Source organism: Clostridium rectalis, assembly GCF_900626095.1.
GTDB lineage: Bacteria > Bacillota > Clostridia > Clostridiales > Clostridiaceae > Clostridium_AS > Clostridium_AS rectalis.
Genome location: NZ_UYZZ01000012.1, coordinates 25,507 through 48,407, shown reverse-complemented (window position 1 = coordinate 48,407; position 22,901 = coordinate 25,507). Strand labels below are relative to the sequence as shown.

The following is a 22,901-nucleotide window of genomic DNA, read 5'->3' as shown; positions in this document are numbered from 1 at the left end:
AGTAGATTAAGTTGAAGAGACAATATTAATTATTTTAGGAGAGGTGGTTTAAAGTGAAAAAGACAAAAATTTTAGTAGCAGCAATAGCAATGGCTACTATGATAACTAGCAGCGTTTTTGCAGCTTTGCCTAGTAATGCTCTTATTATAGGAGATAAGGCATATGATATAAATTACATAGCTAAAAATGCTAGCAAACTTAATGATATAATAAATAATTCAACCCAGTTTAAAGATATTTATTATAATAATGGGTCAGAAGTGAAATCTTTATTTACTGGAAGTAAACTCGAAGATTTGGGAATTTTACCTGAAAACATAGTTTATTATGATTCAAATGGAAATAGGTCAATGTATAAATATGATAAGGAAAGTAAAGATTTTGATAAGGATAAAAATAGTTCTACAGTGGAGGCAGAAATAACTGTTACTGATTTAGGTGGAATTATGAAGTTTGTAAGTATAAAAATACCTAATGAAGCAAAGGTAAATATTAAACCTCATAATTTAGAACCAAAGTATTTTAAAGCATACAACAATAATAGCAGTGATATGATAAAGAAAATAGGTAAAGTTGGGATGACTGAAAATGAGGATGATTATATATTAAATTTAATAACTACGGATCCTTATATTAGATTGCAGATATTAGCAACAGATAAATCCATAATAGCTACTACAGAACGAAAGAGTCTACAGCAAGGTAAAAACACTGTGACTTTTAGTCTAGATGATTACTTTAGACCCCCTACAGCAAATATAGATAATTATAATGGATTAGGGAATTTAAATAATAATGGACTAGCAGTACAGGATGGAGAGTGGACTTATTATAGTAATTCAGCAGATGGTGGGGGAATTTATAAAACCAATGGAGTAATTAACGAAAAGATATGTAATGACAATGCAAAATATATAAATGTATCAGGAGAATATATTTATTATAGTAATTATTCAGATGGACAAAGGATATATAAAATAAGAAAAGATGGTACTGGAAGAAGAATAGTTTGCGTAGATCAAGCATCTTTTGTAGTGGCATCAGGAGAATATATTTATTATAGTTATCACTCTGGTAATGGGGTTGGTAATATTAGAAAGGTTAGTAGAAATGCTAATAAAGATATTGGTACTAATATAACTAATGATGAGGCTGAATTCTTAACAGTTTCAGGGGATGTTATATATTTTACTAATAAATATGAAGGAAATGCTATTTATTCCGTTCATACAGATGGCACATATAGAAGTAAGTTAATTGGGGACAGTTCTAAATTTATAACTTTAGTTGAAGGTAAAATATATTATTTAACAGACGCAGGTCAGTTAAAGTGGATAAATAAAAGCGGAGGAAGCTTTGGAAGCATTTCTGTAAGTAATGGAAATACAGGTACAAATGCTATTATTACTAGTATGAATATTACAGATGATGGTAAGTGGATGTATTATGCAGATGCAAGTGATGGAAATAGAATTTATAGAGCACCTTTAGTTGATTATTTAAGAATATCTGGTGATAAATATTCTAATGATAGTGCAAATTTTATAAATATTATTGAAGACAAGGTTTATTTTACTAGAGGAAATAGCATGCTAATAGCTAATGAGCCTAAGATTTCTCCAAATAGAGATACAGTTGGAAGAGTGGTATATGAGTATTCATCAACACCTATTACAAAACCAAAGCAAGGATTGAAAATAGTTTCTTATGATAAGGAGGCAGTACCAACTAAGAATGCTGTTGGAGCGGACCTTGATAATTTAGAAGAGTACTTGCCAGATAAAGTTACTGCTGTAATGAGTGATAATAGTGTACGTGAATTATTAGTTAACTGGAATTTAAATCCTAATAAAAATAATAAGGGAGCAATTATTAATTACACAGGAACAATAGTTGGATATGGAGCTAAGGTTACCTTAAAATTATCTATGGCAAGTGAAGGAATACCAGCAGATTCTGTAAAAGTTATTAATAATGCGGGAATGCAGGATGATAAAATTTTTGTAAATATAGATGAAAGAGGAGATAGACTCCCTATACAAGCAAATATAAAACCAGGGGATGTTATAAAAGTTTATAGAGATCCATTAAAGGCAGAATTATTAGGTCAAGAGACAGTTATGGAGCCTGTAACTGGGAAGCCTATGAGTTGTACTATTATTTTAAGAAGAAATAAGACATTGACTGATGATGCTAGGAAAGTTTATATTACTAGAACTTCACCTAATACTTTAGAAAGTGAAGTTATACCAGTTGAAATAAATGGAGATGTTGTGGGAAGACCAACATTTGATGCAAGCAATGTTACTATTAAAGTTACTAATTATGGTAAGCTTCCAAATGGATTAACTGAAAGTGATATTGTTGAGATTGATCCTACTACTGAGCTTAAAGAAGGGGATGTAGTAAATGTTTATAAACTAGAAGATGGTATGAAAACAAGAATAGGTTCAAATATAGTAGAGTTAGTTCCGGATTCAGATCCTTTTGCAGAAAAGAAGTTTAAATGTAATATTATACTTCCACCTGGAGCACTAGAATATGATGAAGAAAATAGTGCAAATAATAAGCTTTATATAACAAGAAGTACACAATTTGCTGAGAGTAATGATATTGTTACTTCATTTGAAAGAGGAATTGCTTTACCATTAGGATCATTTGTTGTAAATGGTTCATCTGGAAATGTTATGGTGTTTGGATTGCCACAGATTCCATCAGAAGCTTATACGCCAGATAAATATCAGTATTACTATAAGGTAGGGGCTTCCATACCTGTACTTGGGGATAGCGTTGATAGTAGTTGGACTTTAATAGGTGACCAAGCTAATCCTATTATAAATGCTAATAACGGAGATAAGGTGTATATTGTTCAAACATATAATGGAAAAGTATTAAAATGCTCAAAAGCAATTGCTGATGTAAACTAAGATTTAGGGACAGAGCTTTAAATTCTTATCTAATTTTAGGGAAAAAATTGTGGATATTTAGGAAGGAGAAAAAATTTTGAAATCAATTAAAAGCAGAATTAAATTCATTGCAGCATCCATTTTAGTGGTTTCTGCTATTCAAATTTCTAATGTAGGTATAGGGACAGTGCATGCAGAAAACGTACCTAACTACATTTATGAACAGAGTAATGTAAATGTGATTAGACAAAAAATATCAACAGATTTTAATAAAAGTTGGAATATAAATTTTAATTCGGAAATAGATTATAATTCTATTAGTGATGCAATACAAGTTAATGAAGTTAATAATGAATCATTATTAGGCTCTGTCCCTGTAAATATATCAAAGGGAAATATGAACTCATTAAATATAAGTCCCCCTCCAGGTGGATATAAAAAAGGTCAGTTGTATCAGATTACAGTTAAAAAAGGTACAGTTAGAAATGTAAAAGGCAAAAGTCTACTAAAAGATAATATAATGAGATTTTCTATAGAAGATATAAATACATTTGTATCTGATGTAGTTGTTTCCCCAGTTTTACCAGAGTTTAAATGTATAACAATAAGTGATACTACTAGAGCGGATGTGAAAAAATATAAAATAGAAGGTAATGATGCTATATTTGATATAGGAGAGACTTCTATTAATATGATACAAAACAAATCTCTTGTTAAAGTAGAGTTTTATGATTCCACAGGATATAGTAAGCTTGGAAGTGCAGACTTGAATGTAGATAAGACCATGAATCATATTGTATTAAATATTAAGTAAAAAACTGTATGGATTAAATATCCATACAGTTTTTTGTATTTTAACCTAATTTTGGGCGTTTATATTGTAAAAAAATTAATATAGGTAAAATAAAAACTAATATTTATTAGAAAAATGCGAAAAATTTACTTAATTTTCCTAGTGATTTGTTAAAAATACTCGAATATAAGAATAAATTGTTTAAAGATGCAATGTTTACTATAAAACTTGGAGGGGAATATATGAAAAAAACAAAGATGTTAGTTGCAACTGCAGCTATTGTTCTAGGAATAGGAACTACTGTATATGCGGAGTTACCTAGAAATACCAATGGTTCAATTATGGCAGGGAATCAAGTGTTTAGTATGGATTATATCAAATCTCATATTGATTTAATAAATCAACGCTTGATGAATAATTTGGAGGCAATGTTTTTTATAGACAAAGAAGGCAATGCACAGGATATGTTTACAGGAGATAATATTTCGGAAAGAGACTTAATATTAAAAGCGGGAAATGTTTTAACAAATTTTGATAAGGATGGTAATTCCACTATATATGTTGCAGGAGAAGATAATAAATATATTAACACTAACGTATCTGAAGATACTAAAGTGGGAAATGTTGTTTTAAGTATAAACTATAATGATTTTACAGAGTTTAAAGGTATTAATTTGATCCAAGTAAAAATTAAAAATATAACTGGAATAAATAACGCAGCATATTATACAGTTTCAGAAGGTGAGTCAGATATTAATAGTATTATAGCTATAAATGATACTTTGACCTATTTAAATTCTACTGAAACACTGAAAAGAATAACTATATACGATAAAAATAAAAAAGCTGTGATGTTTGGAACATTTTACTTTGATATAGATAACAAATCAGGCATTAAAGAGCAGTCTGTAGAACTTAAATCTACAGAATCTAATTTTGGAGAAGATATGTTTTTAACGGGTAATTTAGCTGGAAATATTGTAAATAACGGATTTGTTACTGTAGACAAAGACAAAAAATGGATTTATTATTCTAATTCAGCAGACAAGAATAAGTTATATAAAAAAAGTGTATCTGGAATAGAGGATTATATTATATGTGAGGATAGTGCTAAATATATAAATGTAGTGGGAGATTGGGTTTATTATAGTAATTATGATGATAATGGAGCTATGTATAAAGTTAGATTTGATGGAACTGGGAGACAGAGAATTACAAAGGATATGGTATCTTGTATAAATGTAGTGGGTGAAAGTATTTATTATATAAATCATTCCGATGGGGCAAAGGTTTATGTAATAAATAATAAAGAGAAGAAGGCATTGACCACACATTCCGTTAAGGAGTTAAGTTTAGCAGGGAAATCCATAATTTATAGCAATGTTTCAGATGGAAACAAGTTGTATTCATTAAAATTAGATAATGCTTCCGAAAAACCCGTTAAATTAAGTGGTATTTCAGCTAGTTGTATAAATGCTGTTTCTGAAACGAACATATATTATGTATCCTCAGATGGTAAGTTATATAATAACAAAAACAACCCAGAAACAAATCACTCTATTGATGTAATAAGCAATGTCCCTAAAAATGGAAATGAAAATAATATAATATCTATTAAAGAAAAGATGTCAAATTTTTTAGTAGATGAAGGTGGAAATATATATTATAAAAGTTATGTAGATGGAGGGAAGCTATATAAATCTGATATTTATGGGAATGGATATAAAATATGCAATGGAACAGTGGATTTTATAAACTTAATAAATACAGACGAATCTAATGTGGATATGAGCAAAGGATTTGTCTATTATATGAAATCAAACAAGCTAAGTAGAATAGCTTTAGAAAGGGACGGAGCTTCAAAAAGCGAGGCTGTTAAAAAACCAAAATTAGATGGAAAAGTTTCTAAAATACAGAATTTCCCTAAAATTACGGTGGATAATTTAGAAAATTTTAATTTCCCAGAAAGGATTTCCGCTATAATGAATGATGGATCTATCAGAGAGTTAGTAGTAAATTGGAATAAAGATAAACCTATAATAAAAAATGGAATTTATACTTATACGGGATGTATTTTAGGATATGGGAATAAAGTATCTTTACAAATAGAATTGGGTTCTAAGGGGGTTAGTACTAAAGATGTTGAAGTTAGGAATTTACCTGGAAAATCAGACTACGTAAAGGTATATAATTTAGATAAAGGAGATATTGTAAAAGTATATAAGGAAGAGAATTCTAAGGGTATATTAGGAAAAGCTTCAGAGGATGGAACCGTTTTAATAAAGGGATTGGATTTGAAAAAAGATGGGGGTAGATTATATGTAACTTTAACCAAACAGGATAAATGTGAGAGTGAAAAATTAGTTGTATCATACCAAGCAGAGGCACCAGTGGGTTTTAAAATAGATGCGGAAAATAATGATATAGATGGCTTGAATGAGGGTAAATATATTGGGTATTTATATGATGCTTCTATAATTGATGACGAGAATGTAGAATGGAATAATCCTGGAGATGGTAAGATATCAGAGTCTGGAAAGGTTTGTCCTATAAAGTTTGGTATTACTGTAAAAGATGGTGGGGTTGTAAAATTTGAAAATGATGTTAAGTTTGGCGAAAAGATTGATGCAAATGAGGGGAAGGACTTAGCATTTAGAATAGTTAAAGCCTCAGAGTTAGAGAGTAGCAATAGTGATTTATCAGAGAGAGTGGTAATAAGTAGAGGAAAAATTTCTCAATATGTTGCTATCGATTATAAATCCGGCACTATACTAGGTACTACTAAAGATATGCAATATGCTTACGATACAGGGGATGGGATGACTCCTCCAACTAGTATAGATCAGTGGAAAAATTGTAGTGATGGATCAACCTCTATAATGATAAATAGTTATATGCAGGTTTGGATAAGGACTAAAGATAATGGACCAACTTTAAGTAGTAAACCAAGAGCTTATTCATTATTTCAGCCCCCGGTCTTAACTGGGATAAACGATGGGGAAGTCTACTCCAAGGATAAAAAACCTAAACCTAGTTGGGATTCAATTAATAAAAATATTAGGGCAGAAGTTAAATTATATGATGATAATGAAGATCCAAGAGAGTGGGAAAATGTTTCGGAAATAAGTATAAGTAATGGACAGGAATTAGAGGTGGATAAGAAAGACAAGGAAGATAAATATATTTTTGAAATTGATAAGATTTATGCTGTAGTATTAACGGAAACTATGACAGTGAACGGAAGAACGGGTACTGGTGTAACTGTAGTTAAATTTAAAGTTAATAATGAGATGCCATCACCAATAGATATTTTTATTAAAGAAGATAAAGGAGACTTAAATAAAAATATAGATATATACTATAAAGCTACACCTGTTTGTAATAAAACATCTGGGACAGAGCTAGAAATGATACTCCAAAGGCTTGAACTACCTAAAGAGATTTTGGATTTAAAGAATGGTTGGAGTGAAGGGAGGGTTAATGCAGCAAGGCAATATGACTTGTCTAATAAGTGGAACATGGGAATGCTTGGAGATAATAATTCCACTAATGATGATCCCTTTAAGTTTAAAGATGGATTTGAAAACTCATCAAAAGTTCAGATAAATGAGGGACAGAGCATTAATCAAGAGGGTTTATATAAATTAACTGTTAGAATTAAAAATAAGGATACAGGTGTTTTTGTACCTAATGTTAAATATTTTATTGTTGATAGAACCGAAAGTATTAATATACCAATTCACACCATTGATGAGTTAGGAAAAGATGGGGGCATTTTAGCTAATGAAGGTATATACAAAGAGGTTACTCCATTTATTGAAGGAAATCAAAAGGTTAACATTTCTGCACAAATTAAGACTAATGATGGAGAATATGTTCATATGCCATTAGAGGAAGTAAAATTAGATTCAGACATTAATAACAAATATTATAAGGGATCTAAAATTGATATCAATGGAACTTATACATTAAAATTTACAGTTATCAATTTATTAAATGGAGCTGTTGATGAAGACAAGAACACTCTAATATTTAATGTTAAACATGATACTGATATTGGCAATTTGCCTAATGTTAATTTAAAACTTGTAGATAATAAGTTTCAATTAGTTTCAGGTGATGATAATGATATAACGGTAGTACAGTTTAATGTTGGAATAGAATGGGAAAATATAATAACTGCTGATAAAACTAGGTTTGTATTACCAGATAAGTATGCAGAACAAATGTATGTTAATAAAGGAATAAGTGTAAGAATACCCGAGATGGGAGGAAACCCTGCTTCTCAAGTTAAGGTAATAAAATTAAAAGAACAATTGGATAAACCAAAGGGTTTAAAAGTGAATTTAAAATCAGAAAATATTAAAGATGATAAAATAACAGTTGAAATTACAGGTAGTAATTTAGAAAACTATGAATATAGTGTGGATGGAGGAGATGGATGGCTCGATTCAAGCACAATAGAAAGCGTTGATGCTAAAAAACTAATAGAATGTGGAGATATTTTGGCTAGAAAAAGGGCATATGTAAATAATGATGTAATCTATGCTCCTTCAGAGAAAATAAAAATGGGAATTAGAAGTAATGATAATATTCCATCAGAAGTTAAGTTTGACATTGCAAATGGTAGTTTACGTGGATTAAGTAATGCTATGGAGTATAGTTTAGATAAAGGGGAAAGCTGGATAGGAGTTTGGGAAACTGATGATGTGCAATTAGACTTAAATAAGGTTAGTTCAGATAATGATATATTTGTGAGGTACAAGGCCCATGGTATATATATGCCAAGTAAACCTTATGTAATAGATATTAAAGCTGCTAATTCTATAGAAGGGTATAGTATAAATAAGGGACAGAGCATTGGAACATCTAAAATAATTTATTGCCCAGAGGTAGGAAATAGATTAAAAATTGTGATAGGAGATAAAAGTGAAGCTATAAAAGTTCCTTTACATAAACAGATAATAAATGGCAATTATAATGGATATGATGTTATAGATTATAAATCAGGAAAGGATATTAATGTTTTAGAAGCTGGAAGACATGTGGGTTTGTTTGAGGTGGATTCTAAGGGACAGGTAATAAAATTTGTGGATTTAGTTATTACAAAGGATGACATTAGAGATATATGTAATGCTCCAAGTGTTAGTCTAGAAATTGTAAAGGGAAAGTTTCAATTAGTTGCGGGTGGAAACTATAATATTAATATTATGCAATATAATGTTGGTAGTGGATGGAAAAGTATTAAAAGTGATGATAATAAAAGATTTATTTTACCAGATCAATATATAAAAGAAATGTTTAACAAGAAGAAAATAAGTATAAGAGTGCCAGCAACCTCAGAGAATCCAAAGTCCGAGACAAAGGTTATAAAGTTAAAAAGTCAAGGAAATAAACCTACAGAAATTAAAATTTACTTAAAATCCCAAAATAATAATGAAAATAAGATAGGAATAGTATTTAAAGGAGGTAATTTAGGTAAGTGTGAGTATAGTATAGATGGAGGAAATCATTGGATTAACACAAATGCAGTACAAGATGTAGACGGAAAAGTATTAAGTAAATACAAATATATTCTTGTGAGAAAAAAATCTTATATTAATAATAAGATTATTTATACACCTTCTGAATCTGTAAAAATACCTTTTAAATCTAATAAAAATACTCCAAAGGAAGTTTCATTTACTCTTTCAGGTAATAACTTAATTTTGAAAGGAGTAAATGGTGATATGGAGTATAGTTTAGATAAAGGTAATAGATGGACAAAGGTCCCTACTAATTCTAAGCAATTACAGTTGTCGGTGTATAAAGTAAATCCAACCAATAATATATTGGTTAGATATAGAGCAAAAGGTATGTATTTACCTGGAACAATATGTACTGTGGATATTAAGGCGCCAAAAACTGTAACGGGATATACATTTAAACCAGGTAAAGAGATTGGCAGTACAAAAATAAATTATTCTCCAGGTAAAGGAAATTCATTAAAGATAATAATAGGAGATAAAATTAATAAAATAAAAGTTCCTATAAATAAACAAAAAATAGGAAGTACTTATGATAAATATGTTGTTTACGATTATGAATCTGGTAAAGATATTATAGTAAATTCGGGGACAGGGCAACATATAGGTTTATGTGAAGTGAATTCTAAGGGTCAAATTATAAAATTTTTAGACAAAATTGTTACAGATAACTATATCAAAAATAAATAATATTTCTTTTTTATAAAATTAAATTTTTAATTTTAATAATTTAGATGATACTGTTTAAATAGTAGTGTCAACTGCTTATATTTTTAGGGACAGGGCTTATATTAAATTAATAAAAGTATATTAGTTTTCTTTAAAAATCAATATAGAAATAGAATTAAAGGGGGTACTTAATTTGAGAAGTAGTAGATATAAAAGGATATACTTAATAGGAATTTTTGCTTTTAGTGTGTTTATCTATTTCATTCCAAATGCATATGCTTTAGATGATATAAAAACATTTCCTGAAAAAAATGTAGGAGAAAATAAGGTTTGGACAATAACCTTTAATGATGAGTTAGACAAAAGCACTATTGAAGATTCTATATTAGTTCAAGATGAAAGTGGAGATAAGATTGGTGTTAAAATAGCCTTATTAACTGATAAAGAGAGTTTAGAGATAAGACCTCCTAAAGAAGGGTATAAGCTAGGTGAAGATTATACGTTAACTATAAATGATGGGTTAAGAGCTATTAATGGGGTTAAGTTGAAGCAGAAAGGAAAAATTAAATTTCATATTATTAATGAAGAGAGTAATAATGAGGAAAATAACAAAAATTATTTAGCAGAGTGTGAGGTAAATGTATCACCAGTAATTTCTATTCTTAAATCTATAACAATAAAGTCTACTAATAATAAAAATATAAAAAAGTATAAGGTTGAAAATAGTAATACATTAATTGATGTAGGAAACTCAGCTATAACTATTATAGATAAAGAAAATACTAATATATATTTTTATGGTATAGATGGAAAATTATTGATAGGAATGGGAAGGTTAAATGTTAGTTCTAGTAGTAAAAATGTAAGTATTAGAATAGAATAATTAGGGACAGGTCTGTTAATATTTACAAAATAAGATATAAAATTATTAAATATTTAAATATAGTATTTTAATATTTATCATAATTTGTTACAATAGAAGTGTATGATTTGTAAATTTTAGTTTAAAAGTGATAATGTAGCGAATATACCAATACACTAATATATAAAATCTTAAATTTATATATTATAAATAAATCATAAGCCAATAATGATACCTGTTGGTTTGTGTAAATTAGGCAGTTTGAATTGAAATAGTTTTTGATGCATTTTATTTTTTGGAAAATAAGAAATATCTATTAAACAATTATATTATATAATGAATAAAAATTGGTTGTATATAAAGGGAGGTATAATTATGTTAAAGAAAAGATATATTAAGCTATGTAGTGCTATTGCCATGTCATTAGTATTAGTATCAGGAGCAAGTTTTACAAATGTTAAGGCTGCTTCTGTAAATAGGATAGGTGGACAAAGTAGGTATGCTACAGCTAAAATTTTGGCAGAAAGTGTCTTTAAGACAGCAGAAAATGTAATTTTAGTTAATGGACAAGGATATGCAGATGCGGTTAGTGCAACTCCACTTGCTAAAAAATTAGGGGCACCTATTTTATTAACAGAATCAAATATGTTAAGTGATGGAGTTTTGTCTAGTATACAAAAATTAGGAGCAAAGAATGTATATATAGTAGGTGGTGAAGGGGTAGTTACGCCAACAATATATGCTAAGTTGAAAGCAAATGGACTAAATGTTGTACGTTATGCTAAAGACGGAGGAAATAGATTTGATACAAATGCAGTTGTGGCAGAAGAAGTAATTAAAAGAACTGGATCTAAACAAGCTATATTAGTTAATGGACAAGACGGTTATTCAGATGCTTTGAGTGTAGCGTCTATTGCCGCAAAGTTAGAGATTCCTGTTTTAATCTCAAGTTCAAATTCAATAGATCCAGCAGTAAAAAAAGTTATTGATAATAATGGATTAAAAATAATGGCAGTAGGAGGGACAGGGGTTTTAAAAGACTCAGTTATAAAATTAGTTGGGGCAACTAGAATAGCCCAAGGGAAAGATAGATTTGCAACTAATATAAATGTTCTTAGCTATTTTAAGCCAAGTCTTTCTTTTGATAAAGTGTATGTAGCAGCCGGTGGAAATGATAGTTCAAAAAATTTCGCTGATGCATTAGTAGCTTCTGCAGCAGCAGCAAAAGATGGATCTCCAGTTGTATTAAGTGGACTTGGAGCTAAATCGGAAGATATATTAAATTCAAAGAACTTTGTTAAAAATAATATGAGTAAGAATACAAATATTATTTTAGTTGGAAGTACAGGAGTTTTATCGGAAACAATTGAAGCAGATTTTAATAAGTTAGCTGAAGAGATATCACAAGATGAACTTGAAATTATAGATATTCAGTAGAAATCGGAGGAAAATTATGGTTAATAATAGCAAGGATATAGTAACTACAATACACAAAGATTTAGAAAAAATTGATATAGATTTATACTTAACCTCAGATGAAAAGGACAAAATATCCGATGTACAGGTGGAGTATTTAGAAGAAGAAATGAAGGAAGTATTACCTGAAATAAAAGAGGGACAGATTAATATATCAGGAGTATATGCTTTTGATCAGGGACAGAGTTTAGAAGTTAAAGTTTATATTGTTAATGGGTTATCTAGAACTATAAATTTTGAGGAAGTACCTTTATATATAATTAATTCTAAAGGTGAAAGGCTAGCATATCAGATTTTTGACTTAAGAAAAATGGGTGATATTCCTGAGCATTCAGCAAGACCTTGGAAATTTTATTTTAATAAGGAAAATGTTTTTGTTGAGGAAATACCTCAAAATGATTGGAAAGTTGTATTTGAAGGAGACGCTACTGCAGTTAAGTATGTTGATATAGAGTTGGAAGGAATTCCGGAAGGAATGGATAGTAAAGAAATTAATACTTTCAATGAATTTCTAAGTACATTGCCTAAATTAGAAGATGGACAAGTAAGTCTATCAGTATTTACAATGACTCAATATAAGGATGGCAGCTTGCTTATGACTCTTGTTATGAGAAATGCTACAAATCAATCTATCCAAATGAAAAAATTACCTATAACTATAAAAACAGCAGATGAAGAAACGGTGTTATCAGGTGCCTTTGAATTGCCTAATTGTAATACAGGTGCATATAAAGCTAAAATATTAAGTTTAGTATTTAAAAAAGAAATTATGAAGATAAGTGATTTTGATTTAACTACAAGTAAGGTATTATTTTCAAAAGAATAGTTTAATGAGAGATATTTTAAAGGCTGATTATCATAAATGGTTAGCCTTTTTAATAATTTACAGAAAGTTTTAAGCTTGTACAAAAATTTAATAAAAGGTAAATTCCCATAATAAATGTTTTAAAAATAAGAATTATTAGCAAAGTTTAAGGAATGTTTTAAACAGAAGTTTTTAAAGAGTTCTTTATAATGAAAATTATTTAAAATAAGATTATATCCTTCGGAACATAGCTGTGAAAATGAGGGTGAATTTAATTTTATTTTAAAAAATTCTATATCCTCATAGGTTGCAAAACACCTTATTAGCAATGCAAATAAGGGCTTATAATTATATGATTTTTTGTTTGAATTTATAAGAAATTTATTATCTTTTTTTATTACAGAATATATATAGGAAAAAATATGTTTTGGGTGTATGCGTTTAGTTCCAAAAGTGGCTTTTATAAGGTTTGTTTTAAATAGTATTTTATTGACATAAATATGGTTAATATTTTTTACGTTTTCATTGCTGATTAGTCTATTTTGTACCAGATTATAGTATTTACTACGGGAAAGTATCAAATCTTTATCAAAATAATCTAATACATATGTATAATCTACTAAGTTTAGTTTGTTAGTTTTTTCACCAAGAAATATTGAAAAACTGGAATAAGGATAATTCTCAACACAATTTTTATAACCATATATGTCTTTAGGATTATTATGAATATATGCGGACATAAGTATCACATCCAAATCTGTTTTAGCTAAAGAACTTGTAAATCTATCTGCAAATACATGACCAATTCTATTGTATTTTTTATTATAATACTGGGCATAGCTTTGGTTTATACAACGCATAATATCACTTATGTCACAATTATTTGAATGTATTAGTATGTGAGCATGTGTATTCATTAGACAATATGAAAATACTTTAAATTTAAATATTAATTTATATTTATGTAGAATATGTAAAAATCTATCTTTATCGTAGTTGTTTTTAAACAGCTTAATATCACTAACACTTCTCATACTAACATGATAAATTCCATTTTTAACTTTTATTCTAGCAATTCTAGGCACTCAAATCATCCTTTACTATATTTTATTAATGATTATATCCATAATATAGAAATGTATTCTTATTTTAATAACCTTAAGTTTTATAACATATAAATAATTACTTTTGTATATATTAACTGTAGGATAAATTATAATTAAGACTCTGTCCCTATAATGGAGGTGAAAATAGTTGGATTTATATTCGTTATTATTAATTGCATTAGCTCTGTCACTAGATGCGTTTGGGATTGCAATTTCAATAGGATTGAATAAATCTGCAACTAAAGGTTTTAAAATATGTTGTATAATATCCTTTGCTGCATTTCAGTTTTTGTTCTCATTTATAGGAGCATATTCCGGTTTTTTATTTAATAAATATATAGCCTCTGTCCCTGAAATAATTGGTGGAATAATAATAATATTAGTTGGAGCATTGATGTTAAAAGAGGGGATTGATAATAAAGAGGAGCTTACATTTTTAAAGCCAGGAATGTGGTTTATATTAGGAATATCCGTAAGTATTGATGCAATGGTAGTGGGGTTTACAGCTTTAAACAATATACCCAATAATCTAATCATTTTAAAAGATACTTTGTTTATAGGATTCACTACATTGGTAATAACTAGTTTAGCTTTTATTATCTCAAAATATTTAAAACGAATTCAAATTATAAGTAAATATGCTGATTACATAGGTGGGATTATTTTAATACTATTCGGATTTAAAATGATGTTTTTCTAGCAGAAGAATAACATATATTCAACTTTTATGATATAATTATATTAATATAAATGTAAGGTGATATAGATGAATACGGAAGAGTACCTAAGAGCAAATAACATAAAGATAACTAAAGGAAGAGTAAGCATATTTAATATTCTTACTAAAAGTAAAGATGCATTAACAGTAGAATATATTTATGAAGAGTGTAAAATTAAAAGTATAAATATTGATTTATCAACGGTTTATAGAACATTAGAGTTATTTAAAAATAAAAAAATAGTAGATAAATTTGATTTAGGACATGGAAAATATAATTATATTATAAATAATAATAGGCATAAGCATATATTAGAATGTACCATATGCCATAAAGAGGTTGAGATAGATTGTCCTATGCAGCAAGTCGAGCAGATGATAAAAAATAAAACTGGGTTTACTATATTAGATGATAATTTAAATTTTAAATTAGAGGGTATATGTAGGGAATGTATTAATAAAAATTAGTTTATATGTAGCAGGTTTAAGGAACCTGGTAAAGTTTTTTTACTTTCCAGATTCCTTTTGAATTTTTTTCCAAGAATATATTATAAGTTATTTTTTTATGAGGTGATTTTTTTTCAACTCCCATAACCTTAACTACTGCAATGTTACCATCTGAAAAACTAAGGTGAAAATTATTTATTGAATGAAGTTTGTGGGAGTTAAACAATCCAGCAGTAAGATAACGTTCCACTGCATATGTTACTTCTTTGCATTTATAAGTTACCACTCTATATTTTATAAAACTTATTAATGACAAAATTATTATTAATAAAATTAAAAAAATTTTGTTTTTGGATTTTTTCATAATACCCCCTTAATTAAGATTAAATTATTATCTCACTTATTATTATAAACAAAAAAAGGTAATTAGTAAATAACTGGAAAAAAAGAACAGGAGGATTAAAATGGATTTTTCTTCATTAGTATTAATGGAAATAGATAAAGAAACTGGACTTTTTATAAAAGAACTTGGTAGTTATAAGGCAACGGATGGTGCTGAGTATATAAGTAAAATGTATTATGACGGAGAAAAAATAAATTTGTTTTTTAATACTTATAAGGACGTAGAGGAATGGGAGTACAGTGCTATATTTGATTTATTTAATGAAAATGTTTTTAAAGAAAATGGTTATATAATAGAGGAGGTAGACGATGAATATAATCCAACTTGGAAAGTAGAATTTGGATTTATTCATGAACATCAGATTATGGAAAATACGCTGAAAAAAATTTGTAGTCTTATTAAAAAAGAAATGGATATAGTATTTTTAAGTATAAAGGACAAAGAAGAGGAATATATGTAATAAACTTTCTCCCTATGTAGTTATATTCAAAACTTATATATTAAGTATTTAATTTTTGTAATCATTATGATATCATCATACTTAGATATGCAATTGGTGCTAGGAATTCAAACAATATTTAAGGAGTAGTACTATGAGACTTGAATTTATAAATAGGGTTGAAGAAGGGGAAATTTTAGGTAAAAATATTTTAAGTAGTGATGGAAAAATTCTTCTAAGGGCTGGTATGAGACTTACAAAAAACTACTTGAAAAAGTTAAAAAATATAGGGGTATTTTATATTTATTTGGAGGATGTAAGGTTAGAGGATGTAGAGTTAGAGGATGAACAATTAGCAGAATTAAAGCAGTTTACAATGAAAAGTATGTCTCATATAATAAAAAATGTACACAGTTGCAATGGAAAAGAATTAAAGCAGTCTTTAGGGGCGGTGGAGGAATTAGTATCATATATAATAGATCTTGGTGATGTAAATAAAAGTTTAAGTGATATAAAGACTTATGATAATTATACATATATGCATTCATTGGATACCTGTATTATGACATCTTTTTTAGGATTATCTTCAGAGTTTAACAAGAAAGAATTAAAAGAGCTTGGTGTGGGAGCTATTCTTCATGACATCGGGAAAACTATGATTCCCAATAGAATTTTGAATAAGCAGGGAAAGCTTACAGAAGAAGAGTTTAATGAAATAAAAAAACATACCATATATGGGGGGCAAATATTAAGAAAAAATCCTTCTATTCCTAACTCAATAATTGATATAGTTGAACAACATCATGAAAGATTTGATGGGTTAGGCTATCCATATGGGTTAAAGGGAAACTCCATATCTAAATTTGCTAAGGTTGTATGCATTTGTGATGTATACGATGCCGTAAGTAATGATAGGTGCTATAGAAAGAAATTTAATCCAAATGATGCATATGAGTTGATATTAGCAGGTTCAGGAACAAACTTTGATCAAAAGTTAGTGAAAAAATTTAAAGAGACTTTTGCAATATATCCTCTAGGATGTTGCGTTAGGTTATCTAATGGGGAGGAAGGATATGTTGTAAAACAAAATAGGGGATTTCCAGATAGACCTATAATTAGGGTATTATATGATGCGGAAACTAAATCTAGTATGCCATTTTATGAAATAGATTTACTCAAGAATACTAGTTTGGTTATAAGAGCTATTGTTTGAAATTTTAAAAACTTGATAATATTTCTTATTTTTAACTCATATTTACAATGTTATGAACTAAAACTTAAAAGGGCTTACCAAATTTTGGTCAAGCCCTTTTGTAATAAAAACTTAAAAACTTATAGGGACAGAGGATTTGAATTAGAATTAAAGGAGAATTTTAAATGAAAAAGTTAATAAATTTTATAGTGCAAAATGTTATAAATAGGTTAGGTTATAATTTAGTAGAAATTAATGATGCATATGAGGGACTTATAAGTCCGTGGGCGTTACTGGGAGGCGAAAGTAATGATGAACTTATAGTGTTTTGCAATGAAAACTATAATAGTAAAATTATTGACGAATTAATAAAAAGGCATATAGATCAATTAAAGCTTCGTCCCGATATATTTGTAACAAAAATTATTTTTGTTAATGAAAATAATTTAGTGAGTATAAAAAATAAATTAGATTATATAAGTGAGAGAAGTTATGTTTTAGTTAATAATCTAAATAATAGAGTTCTTGGATACACCAATGGAAATGAGAATATAGTTAATATTATTGAATATTATGTTAACTACACAATAGAAAGTGAAAATAAAAAGAAGGAAAAATTAAAAGATAGTAGTAAAGTAACTTATACAATTATAGGAATTAATATATTAATGTATATAATTACTGCTATATTATCTGGTAATATAATAGATAGTGATATAAATGTACTAATATTTTTAGGAGCAAAAGTTAATTTTTTAATAGCAAAAGGAGAATATTATAGGTTAATAACCTGTGCATTTTTACATGGGGGAATAGTTCATTTAGGATTAAACATGTACATGCTTTATACATTAGGACCATTAGTTGAGAGGATTTATGGGAAAATAAAGTATATTTGTATATATATTTTATCTGCAACTACGTCTTCATTATTAAGTTATTGGATGTCAGAGAGTGTTTCAATAGGAGCGTCTGGAGCTATATTTGGACTTTTAGGTGCAGCTCTAATATTTGCAATAAAAATGAAAGAAAGAATAGGAAAAGAATTTGTAAGTAATATAATGTCTGTAATAGTTGTTAATCTTGTAGTAGGGATATCAATTTCTAATGTTGATAATTTTGGACATATAGGAGGTTTAATAGGTGGATTAATATCCAGCATGATATTATGGAAAAAAGTAAAGCTGTAAAAATTAAGGGACGGAGCTTAAAAATAGGTCATAGTTAAGCTCCGTCCCTAATATTATGCTTAAAAATTTAATGCTTTGTCCCTATACTTTTTAATATCTTCTGCATGGAGGGTTTCTTTTTCCAGAAGCTCATTTGTCATTGCTTCCAATAAACAGCTTTCATTTAAAAGCAATGCTTTAGTATCATTATATAATTTATCTACTAGTTTTTTGCATTCAATTACTATGCTATTTTTGTTTATATTTAAATTAATAAGCTCTTCCATATTCAATAGACCTAAAGTTTCACCCATCCCGTATTGAGTTATCATATTAAAAGCAATACTGGTACAATGTTTTAAATCATTATGAGCACCAGTGGTTATATATTCTGATCCAAAGATAATTTCTTCTGCAGCCCTTCCACCAAGTAAGACCATAATTCTCTTTTTCAAATAGTTTTTATTTGTGTATAAATTATCTTCGGGTATACTTAAAGTATATCCTCCGGCCCCCTTGGTGCTTGGAATTATAGTAACCTTTGAAACTTTATCTTCAGGTAAAGCCTTTAAGGAAACTAAAGCATGGCCAATTTCATGATATGCTGTAATTTTCCTATCTTTTTCTTTTATATAATCCCTATTTTGTTTCTCATATCCAGCCATGACGATTGAAAAGGCTTTATCTATGTGAGAATTTTCGATGTACTTACTTTCTTCTTTGCAAGCAATAATAGCTGCTTCATTTATTAAATTTTCAAGTTTAGCACCAGAAAAATATGCAGTTTTTTGAGCCCATTCATTTATTGAAATTTCATTTATTGGTTTGTTTTTTAAATGCAAGTATAAAATTTTCTCTCTTGCAGATAAATCTGGTAATGATACTTCTATATGTCTATCAAATCTACCTGGCCTCAATAATGCTTCATCAAGCATATCTAATCTATTAGTAGCAGCCATAACCACAATGCCGTCTTTTTCATTAAATCCTGACATTTCAGTAAGTAAAGCATTTAAGGTTTGATCTCTTTCATCAGAACCGCCAGTTTTACCACTATCTCTTTTTTTACCAATAGCATCTATTTCATCAATAAATATTACAGCCTTTCCATGAGATTTTGCTTTTTTGAATAATTGTCTAATTCTACTAGCTCCTACACCAACATAAACTTGTATAAAATCCGAACCAGACATTGCATAAAATGGAACATTAGCTTCTCCAGCAACTGCTTTGGCTAAAAGAGTTTTACCAGTTCCAGGTTCACCATATAAAATAACCCCTTTAGGCATTCGAGCACCATAGGAATTATATTTTTCTGGATTTTTAAGAAAGTCTACGATATCTTGTACACTTTCTTTAGCTTCTTCGTTTCCTGCTACATCATTAAAAGTGAATGGAAGGTCACTAATAGCAGCAGTATCTAATGAGTCTACAGATAACATACCTTTAGAACGTATACTTGAAGATTTTATCAAAATACCCATTATGGAAACTATAGAAATAATAAATGCTGTCATAAATATTAAGTGAGATATGTCAGAAGGAGAATTCTCTAAAACTTGTACACCTTGTTTTAAAAGATTTTCTTTAAAGTTATCTATTCTAGGATTATCTGTCTCATAAATTTTGCCGTCAGATAATTTAACCTTTATTTTAGGCGTATTTGTGAAATATACAGTGGAAACTTTTTTACTAGATAAATCAGATAAGAAATCAACATAGTTCTTATTTTTTAATGAATTAAAGTTATAGTTAACCAATAACATTAGAGTTAAAGAGAGCACGGCAGTAATTATTGGAAAAATTATATGTTTTTTCTTTATTTTATTTTTCATAAAAACCCCCATTAACTTTATTTTAAATATTTAATTTATGTGAATAATGTTATATCAATTTTTTATTTAAGTCCAATGAAAATCATAAAATTTTCTATAGTAATTTCTTGATATATATCCATAAAAATCATTACTACAATTAGCAATGAATTTTTTTTACTAGATCCCAATCTATGATTTTTATAATAAAATATAAGCTCTGTACCTAAAAAATGGTAGGTATAGTTTGTAGGCTCTGTCCCCTATAATTTTAAATATTAAATGAAGCTCTGTCCCTTAATAAATCATTGACAGGTAAGATGGAAAGGCTCTGTCCCCAACTATTGCAGAAATTATAATTTAATGTATACTTTATATATAACCTTTTAAAAAGCATAGGAGATTTGTGATAAAATGGGAGGGGTTTTATGAAGATATCTACAGTTAAGGCTGTTTTAACAGAAAAAGATATAATAAATATAATGAAAGAGTACATAAAAATAGAAGGACTTTCTTTTGAAAAAATAAAAATTAGTGAACTTATAATTCTGGAGGGAACTTATAAAAAGGGAATAAATATACCTTTCAAAGTAAGGCTTGGTATAGGTAGTATAAGGGGAAATATAGTAAATATAAAAATATTAAATATTAGTGTAGCTAAAATTGGAATACTAAAGAGAATTAAAAATTTTACTTTAAAAAAGGTGTTAAAGGAATTCAGTGAATATGGAATACAAGTTGACAAAGATAATATAAAACTAGATTTAAGCTTAGTATCAAAGTTTATACCGTATGTGTATTTTAAATTACGTAGCATAAAAATTATGAATGGATTTATAGAAGCTGAAGTTGAGGACTTAATGTATTCAGAAAATAAGAAAAAAGTAAATAAAGATACAGAAAAAAGAAGTAACCAAGGAATGTGTAAAGATAGTTATTATAATTTTAGAAATGAATTAAATAAAAAAGTATCAAATAAATATGAAAATGTAATGAAGTATGCAATGGTTGTACCAGACATAGTAGCTTTACTATGGAGAATATTTAAAGATAAAAGAGTGGGGATTAAAACTAAGATTAAGGCTATGGCAGTTATAGGATATTTGGCAATGCCTTTTGATATATTACCAGATTTTATACCTTTTATAGGAAGGATAGATGATATAGCTGTAGCTTTTTATGGATTAAATATGATTATGAGTGAGGTATCACAAGAAGTTATACTGGAAAATTGGGCTGGAGAAGAAGATATAATAATTATAATTAAAGAAGGAGTAAAATATATATCTGAAGTAGTAGGGTCAGAAAATATAGCAAAACTTATATATGCTATAAAAGGAATACTTGAAGGAAGCAAAAAATTAAAGAAAGATGACCAGGTTGAAGAAACAAATATGGGAAAAAAGAAAAAATATAATGAAAGAAAAGTTGTTATTCAAAATTATTAATTCTACTTAAGATTTATTTAAAAAATTCATCTTTATATTTAATGAAGAAAAGTGTCCTAATAAGTTTAATAATTATATGAAAAATTAGTTTATTAGGGAATTACACACATATAAGCAGAAGAAATGAGGTTTTTATTGTGGGAAAAAAAGTGTATGCAATAAAATTAGGATTTGATTTTGAAAATAATAAAAAAATTGAAAATATTATAGTAAGTTCTTGGAATGAATGCTTAAAGTATGTTAAGGGAGTAAAAGGTGCCGCATATAAAAGTTTTTTCAGTAGGGAAGAGGCAGAAAAGTTTTTAAATTCTAAAAATAAGCTATTAAAAAAAGGCGTAGATGAGTATCCGTTAGATATTATGCATGCTTATGTTGATGGAAGCTTTAATGCAGCCACAGAAAAGTATTCTTATGCTTATGTTATAGTAAAAAACGATGTGATATTATATGCTGAAAACGGTGTGGCAGAAGATAATAGTAAGAAAGATTTAAGGCAAATTGCTGGTGAATTAAAGGCAGCAGTTAAATCTGCAGAGTATGCAGTTGACAAAAAAGAAAGAAAACTTGTATTATTTCATGACTATGAAGGAATCTGTCATCATGCTACAGGACAATGGGAAAGAAGAGAGAAATCTTCAGAAAAATATTTTAATATAATGAATGACTTTATGAAAAATAAAAATTTAAATATAATTTTTGTAAAGGTAGATAGTCATACAGGCGATATATATAATGAAATAGTGGATGAATTAGCCAAGTTAGCTGCGGGAGTAACTGTACCAGGTGTAGTGAAAAAATTATTAAAAAGGGAAATTATAAAAGTTCTTAATAATGAAGTAAAAGAAAAAATAATGAAAATTTGCCCAGAATATCATCAAAATATACAAATTACTAACCATTGCCAAAACCACGGTGAGGGTGATAACATAATAATAAATGATAAAAGTTTTATTAAAATAACAAATATAATAAAAAATTTAATACAAGAGAGCGAAGAGAGTGCTCGACAATATATAAATACATTGGATCCTGAAGTTAAAGATGAATTATTACTAAATATTATAAAATGCAGATAAAAAAAGTTTCATAAAAGTTCCTTGAGTAAAAAACGTAAAAATGCATAATCTAA

At 28.2% G+C, this 22,901-nt stretch carries 16 protein-coding genes; 13 read left to right on the top strand and 3 right to left on the bottom strand.

Translation table 11 applies throughout. The features are described 5' to 3' along the window. The first annotated feature begins 53 nt into the window (after positions 1-53). The 6 genes from EJL03_RS14735 to EJL03_RS14710 all read left to right on the top strand — a co-directional run bounded on the left by EJL03_RS14735 (position 54) and on the right by EJL03_RS14710 (position 13,057). Positions 54-2,927 (top strand): DUF5050 domain-containing protein, encoded by a 2,874-nt coding sequence (locus EJL03_RS14735; RefSeq protein WP_125154734.1) that lies wholly within the window; start codon positions 54-56, stop codon positions 2,925-2,927. 76 nt (positions 2,928-3,003) lie between these two features. Further along, on the top strand, positions 3,004-3,720 hold the full coding sequence (locus EJL03_RS14730; protein WP_125154733.1) for a hypothetical protein: 717 nt from the start codon (positions 3,004-3,006) through the stop codon (positions 3,718-3,720). 221 nt (positions 3,721-3,941) lie between these two features. Further along, complete coding sequence (locus tag EJL03_RS14725; protein WP_164509112.1) at positions 3,942-9,914, top strand: DUF5050 domain-containing protein; 5,973 nt, start codon at positions 3,942-3,944, stop codon at positions 9,912-9,914. A gap of 172 nt (positions 9,915-10,086) precedes the next feature. Then, entirely contained in the window at positions 10,087-10,776 is a 690-nt protein-coding gene (locus EJL03_RS14720) for an Ig-like domain-containing domain (RefSeq protein ID WP_125154731.1), read from the top strand. 354 nt (positions 10,777-11,130) lie between these two features. Further along, positions 11,131-12,192 carry a cell wall-binding repeat-containing protein gene (locus tag EJL03_RS14715; RefSeq protein ID WP_125154730.1) on the top strand — a complete coding sequence of 354 codons (1,062 nt, stop codon included), beginning with the start codon at positions 11,131-11,133 and terminating at the stop codon, positions 12,190-12,192. Between the two features lie 16 nt (positions 12,193-12,208). After that, entirely contained in the window at positions 12,209-13,057 is an 849-nt protein-coding gene (locus EJL03_RS14710; RefSeq protein WP_125154729.1) for an SLAP domain-containing protein, read from the top strand. Between the two features lie 119 nt (positions 13,058-13,176). Here EJL03_RS14710 and EJL03_RS14705 read toward each other — a convergent pair whose 3' ends face one another. Continuing rightward, positions 13,177-14,121: a transposase gene (locus tag EJL03_RS14705; protein ID WP_125154728.1), complete on the bottom strand. Its 945-nt coding sequence runs from the start codon at positions 14,119-14,121 to the stop codon at positions 13,177-13,179. A gap of 169 nt (positions 14,122-14,290) precedes the next feature. On the opposite strand from EJL03_RS14705, the gene EJL03_RS14700 reads away from it, so the two are divergent. Further along, on the top strand, positions 14,291-14,842 hold the full coding sequence (locus tag EJL03_RS14700; protein ID WP_125154727.1) for a manganese efflux pump: 552 nt from the start codon (positions 14,291-14,293) through the stop codon (positions 14,840-14,842). Between the two features lie 66 nt (positions 14,843-14,908). Further along, positions 14,909-15,328: a Fur family transcriptional regulator gene (locus EJL03_RS14695; protein WP_125154726.1), complete on the top strand. Its 420-nt coding sequence runs from the start codon at positions 14,909-14,911 to the stop codon at positions 15,326-15,328. Between the two features lie 16 nt (positions 15,329-15,344). Here the strand turns inward: EJL03_RS14695 and EJL03_RS14690 are convergent, their stop codons facing one another. Further along, positions 15,345-15,671, bottom strand: a complete 327-nt coding sequence (locus EJL03_RS14690) for a hypothetical protein (protein ID WP_125154725.1) — start codon at positions 15,669-15,671, stop codon at positions 15,345-15,347. Between the two features lie 100 nt (positions 15,672-15,771). Here EJL03_RS14690 and EJL03_RS14685 point away from each other — a divergent pair, with 100 nt between their 5' ends. From EJL03_RS14685 to EJL03_RS14675, 3 genes are all read left to right on the top strand, one after another. Further along, positions 15,772-16,170, top strand: coding sequence for a DUF6762 family protein (locus EJL03_RS14685; RefSeq protein ID WP_125154724.1), 399 nt, complete (start codon positions 15,772-15,774; stop codon positions 16,168-16,170). Positions 16,171-16,303: 133 nt separating this feature from the next. Continuing rightward, positions 16,304-17,362 (top strand): HD-GYP domain-containing protein, encoded by a 1,059-nt coding sequence (locus EJL03_RS14680; RefSeq protein ID WP_125154723.1) that lies wholly within the window; start codon positions 16,304-16,306, stop codon positions 17,360-17,362. 164 nt (positions 17,363-17,526) lie between these two features. After that, positions 17,527-18,531, top strand: a complete 1,005-nt coding sequence (locus EJL03_RS14675) for a rhomboid family intramembrane serine protease (protein ID WP_206427381.1) — start codon at positions 17,527-17,529, stop codon at positions 18,529-18,531. A 59-nt stretch (positions 18,532-18,590) separates the two neighbouring features. Here EJL03_RS14675 and EJL03_RS14670 read toward each other — a convergent pair whose 3' ends face one another. After that, positions 18,591-20,345 carry an ATP-dependent metallopeptidase FtsH/Yme1/Tma family protein gene (locus EJL03_RS14670; protein ID WP_125154722.1) on the bottom strand — a complete coding sequence of 585 codons (1,755 nt, stop codon included), beginning with the start codon at positions 20,343-20,345 and terminating at the stop codon, positions 18,591-18,593. A gap of 407 nt (positions 20,346-20,752) precedes the next feature. Here EJL03_RS14670 and EJL03_RS14665 point away from each other — a divergent pair, with 407 nt between their 5' ends. After that, positions 20,753-21,772, top strand: coding sequence for a YkvA family protein (locus EJL03_RS14665; RefSeq protein WP_125154721.1), 1,020 nt, complete (start codon positions 20,753-20,755; stop codon positions 21,770-21,772). Between the two features lie 137 nt (positions 21,773-21,909). Further along, positions 21,910-22,848: a ribonuclease H1 domain-containing protein gene (locus EJL03_RS14660; protein ID WP_125154720.1), complete on the top strand. Its 939-nt coding sequence runs from the start codon at positions 21,910-21,912 to the stop codon at positions 22,846-22,848. Positions 22,849-22,901 lie beyond the last annotated feature (53 nt).

Excerpts from the sequence above, each read along its gene's own strand:
- EJL03_RS14725 (WP_164509112.1), top strand. The coding sequence starts at position 3,942 with ATGAAAAAAACAAAGATGTTAGTTGCAACTGCAGCTATTGTTCTAGGA.
- EJL03_RS14715 (WP_125154730.1), top strand. The coding sequence starts at position 11,131 with ATGTTAAAGAAAAGATATATTAAGCTATGTAGTGCTATTGCCATGTCA.
- EJL03_RS14710 (WP_125154729.1), top strand. The coding sequence starts at position 12,209 with ATGGTTAATAATAGCAAGGATATAGTAACTACAATACACAAAGATTTA.
- EJL03_RS14695 (WP_125154726.1), top strand. The coding sequence starts at position 14,909 with ATGAATACGGAAGAGTACCTAAGAGCAAATAACATAAAGATAACTAAA.
- EJL03_RS14690 (WP_125154725.1), bottom strand. The coding sequence starts at position 15,671 with ATGAAAAAATCCAAAAACAAAATTTTTTTAATTTTATTAATAATAATT.
- EJL03_RS14685 (WP_125154724.1), top strand. The coding sequence starts at position 15,772 with ATGGATTTTTCTTCATTAGTATTAATGGAAATAGATAAAGAAACTGGA.
- EJL03_RS14680 (WP_125154723.1), top strand. The coding sequence starts at position 16,304 with ATGAGACTTGAATTTATAAATAGGGTTGAAGAAGGGGAAATTTTAGGT.
- EJL03_RS14675 (WP_206427381.1), top strand. The coding sequence starts at position 17,527 with ATGAAAAAGTTAATAAATTTTATAGTGCAAAATGTTATAAATAGGTTA.
- EJL03_RS14670 (WP_125154722.1), bottom strand. The coding sequence starts at position 20,345 with ATGAAAAATAAAATAAAGAAAAAACATATAATTTTTCCAATAATTACT.
- EJL03_RS14665 (WP_125154721.1), top strand. The coding sequence starts at position 20,753 with ATGAAGATATCTACAGTTAAGGCTGTTTTAACAGAAAAAGATATAATA.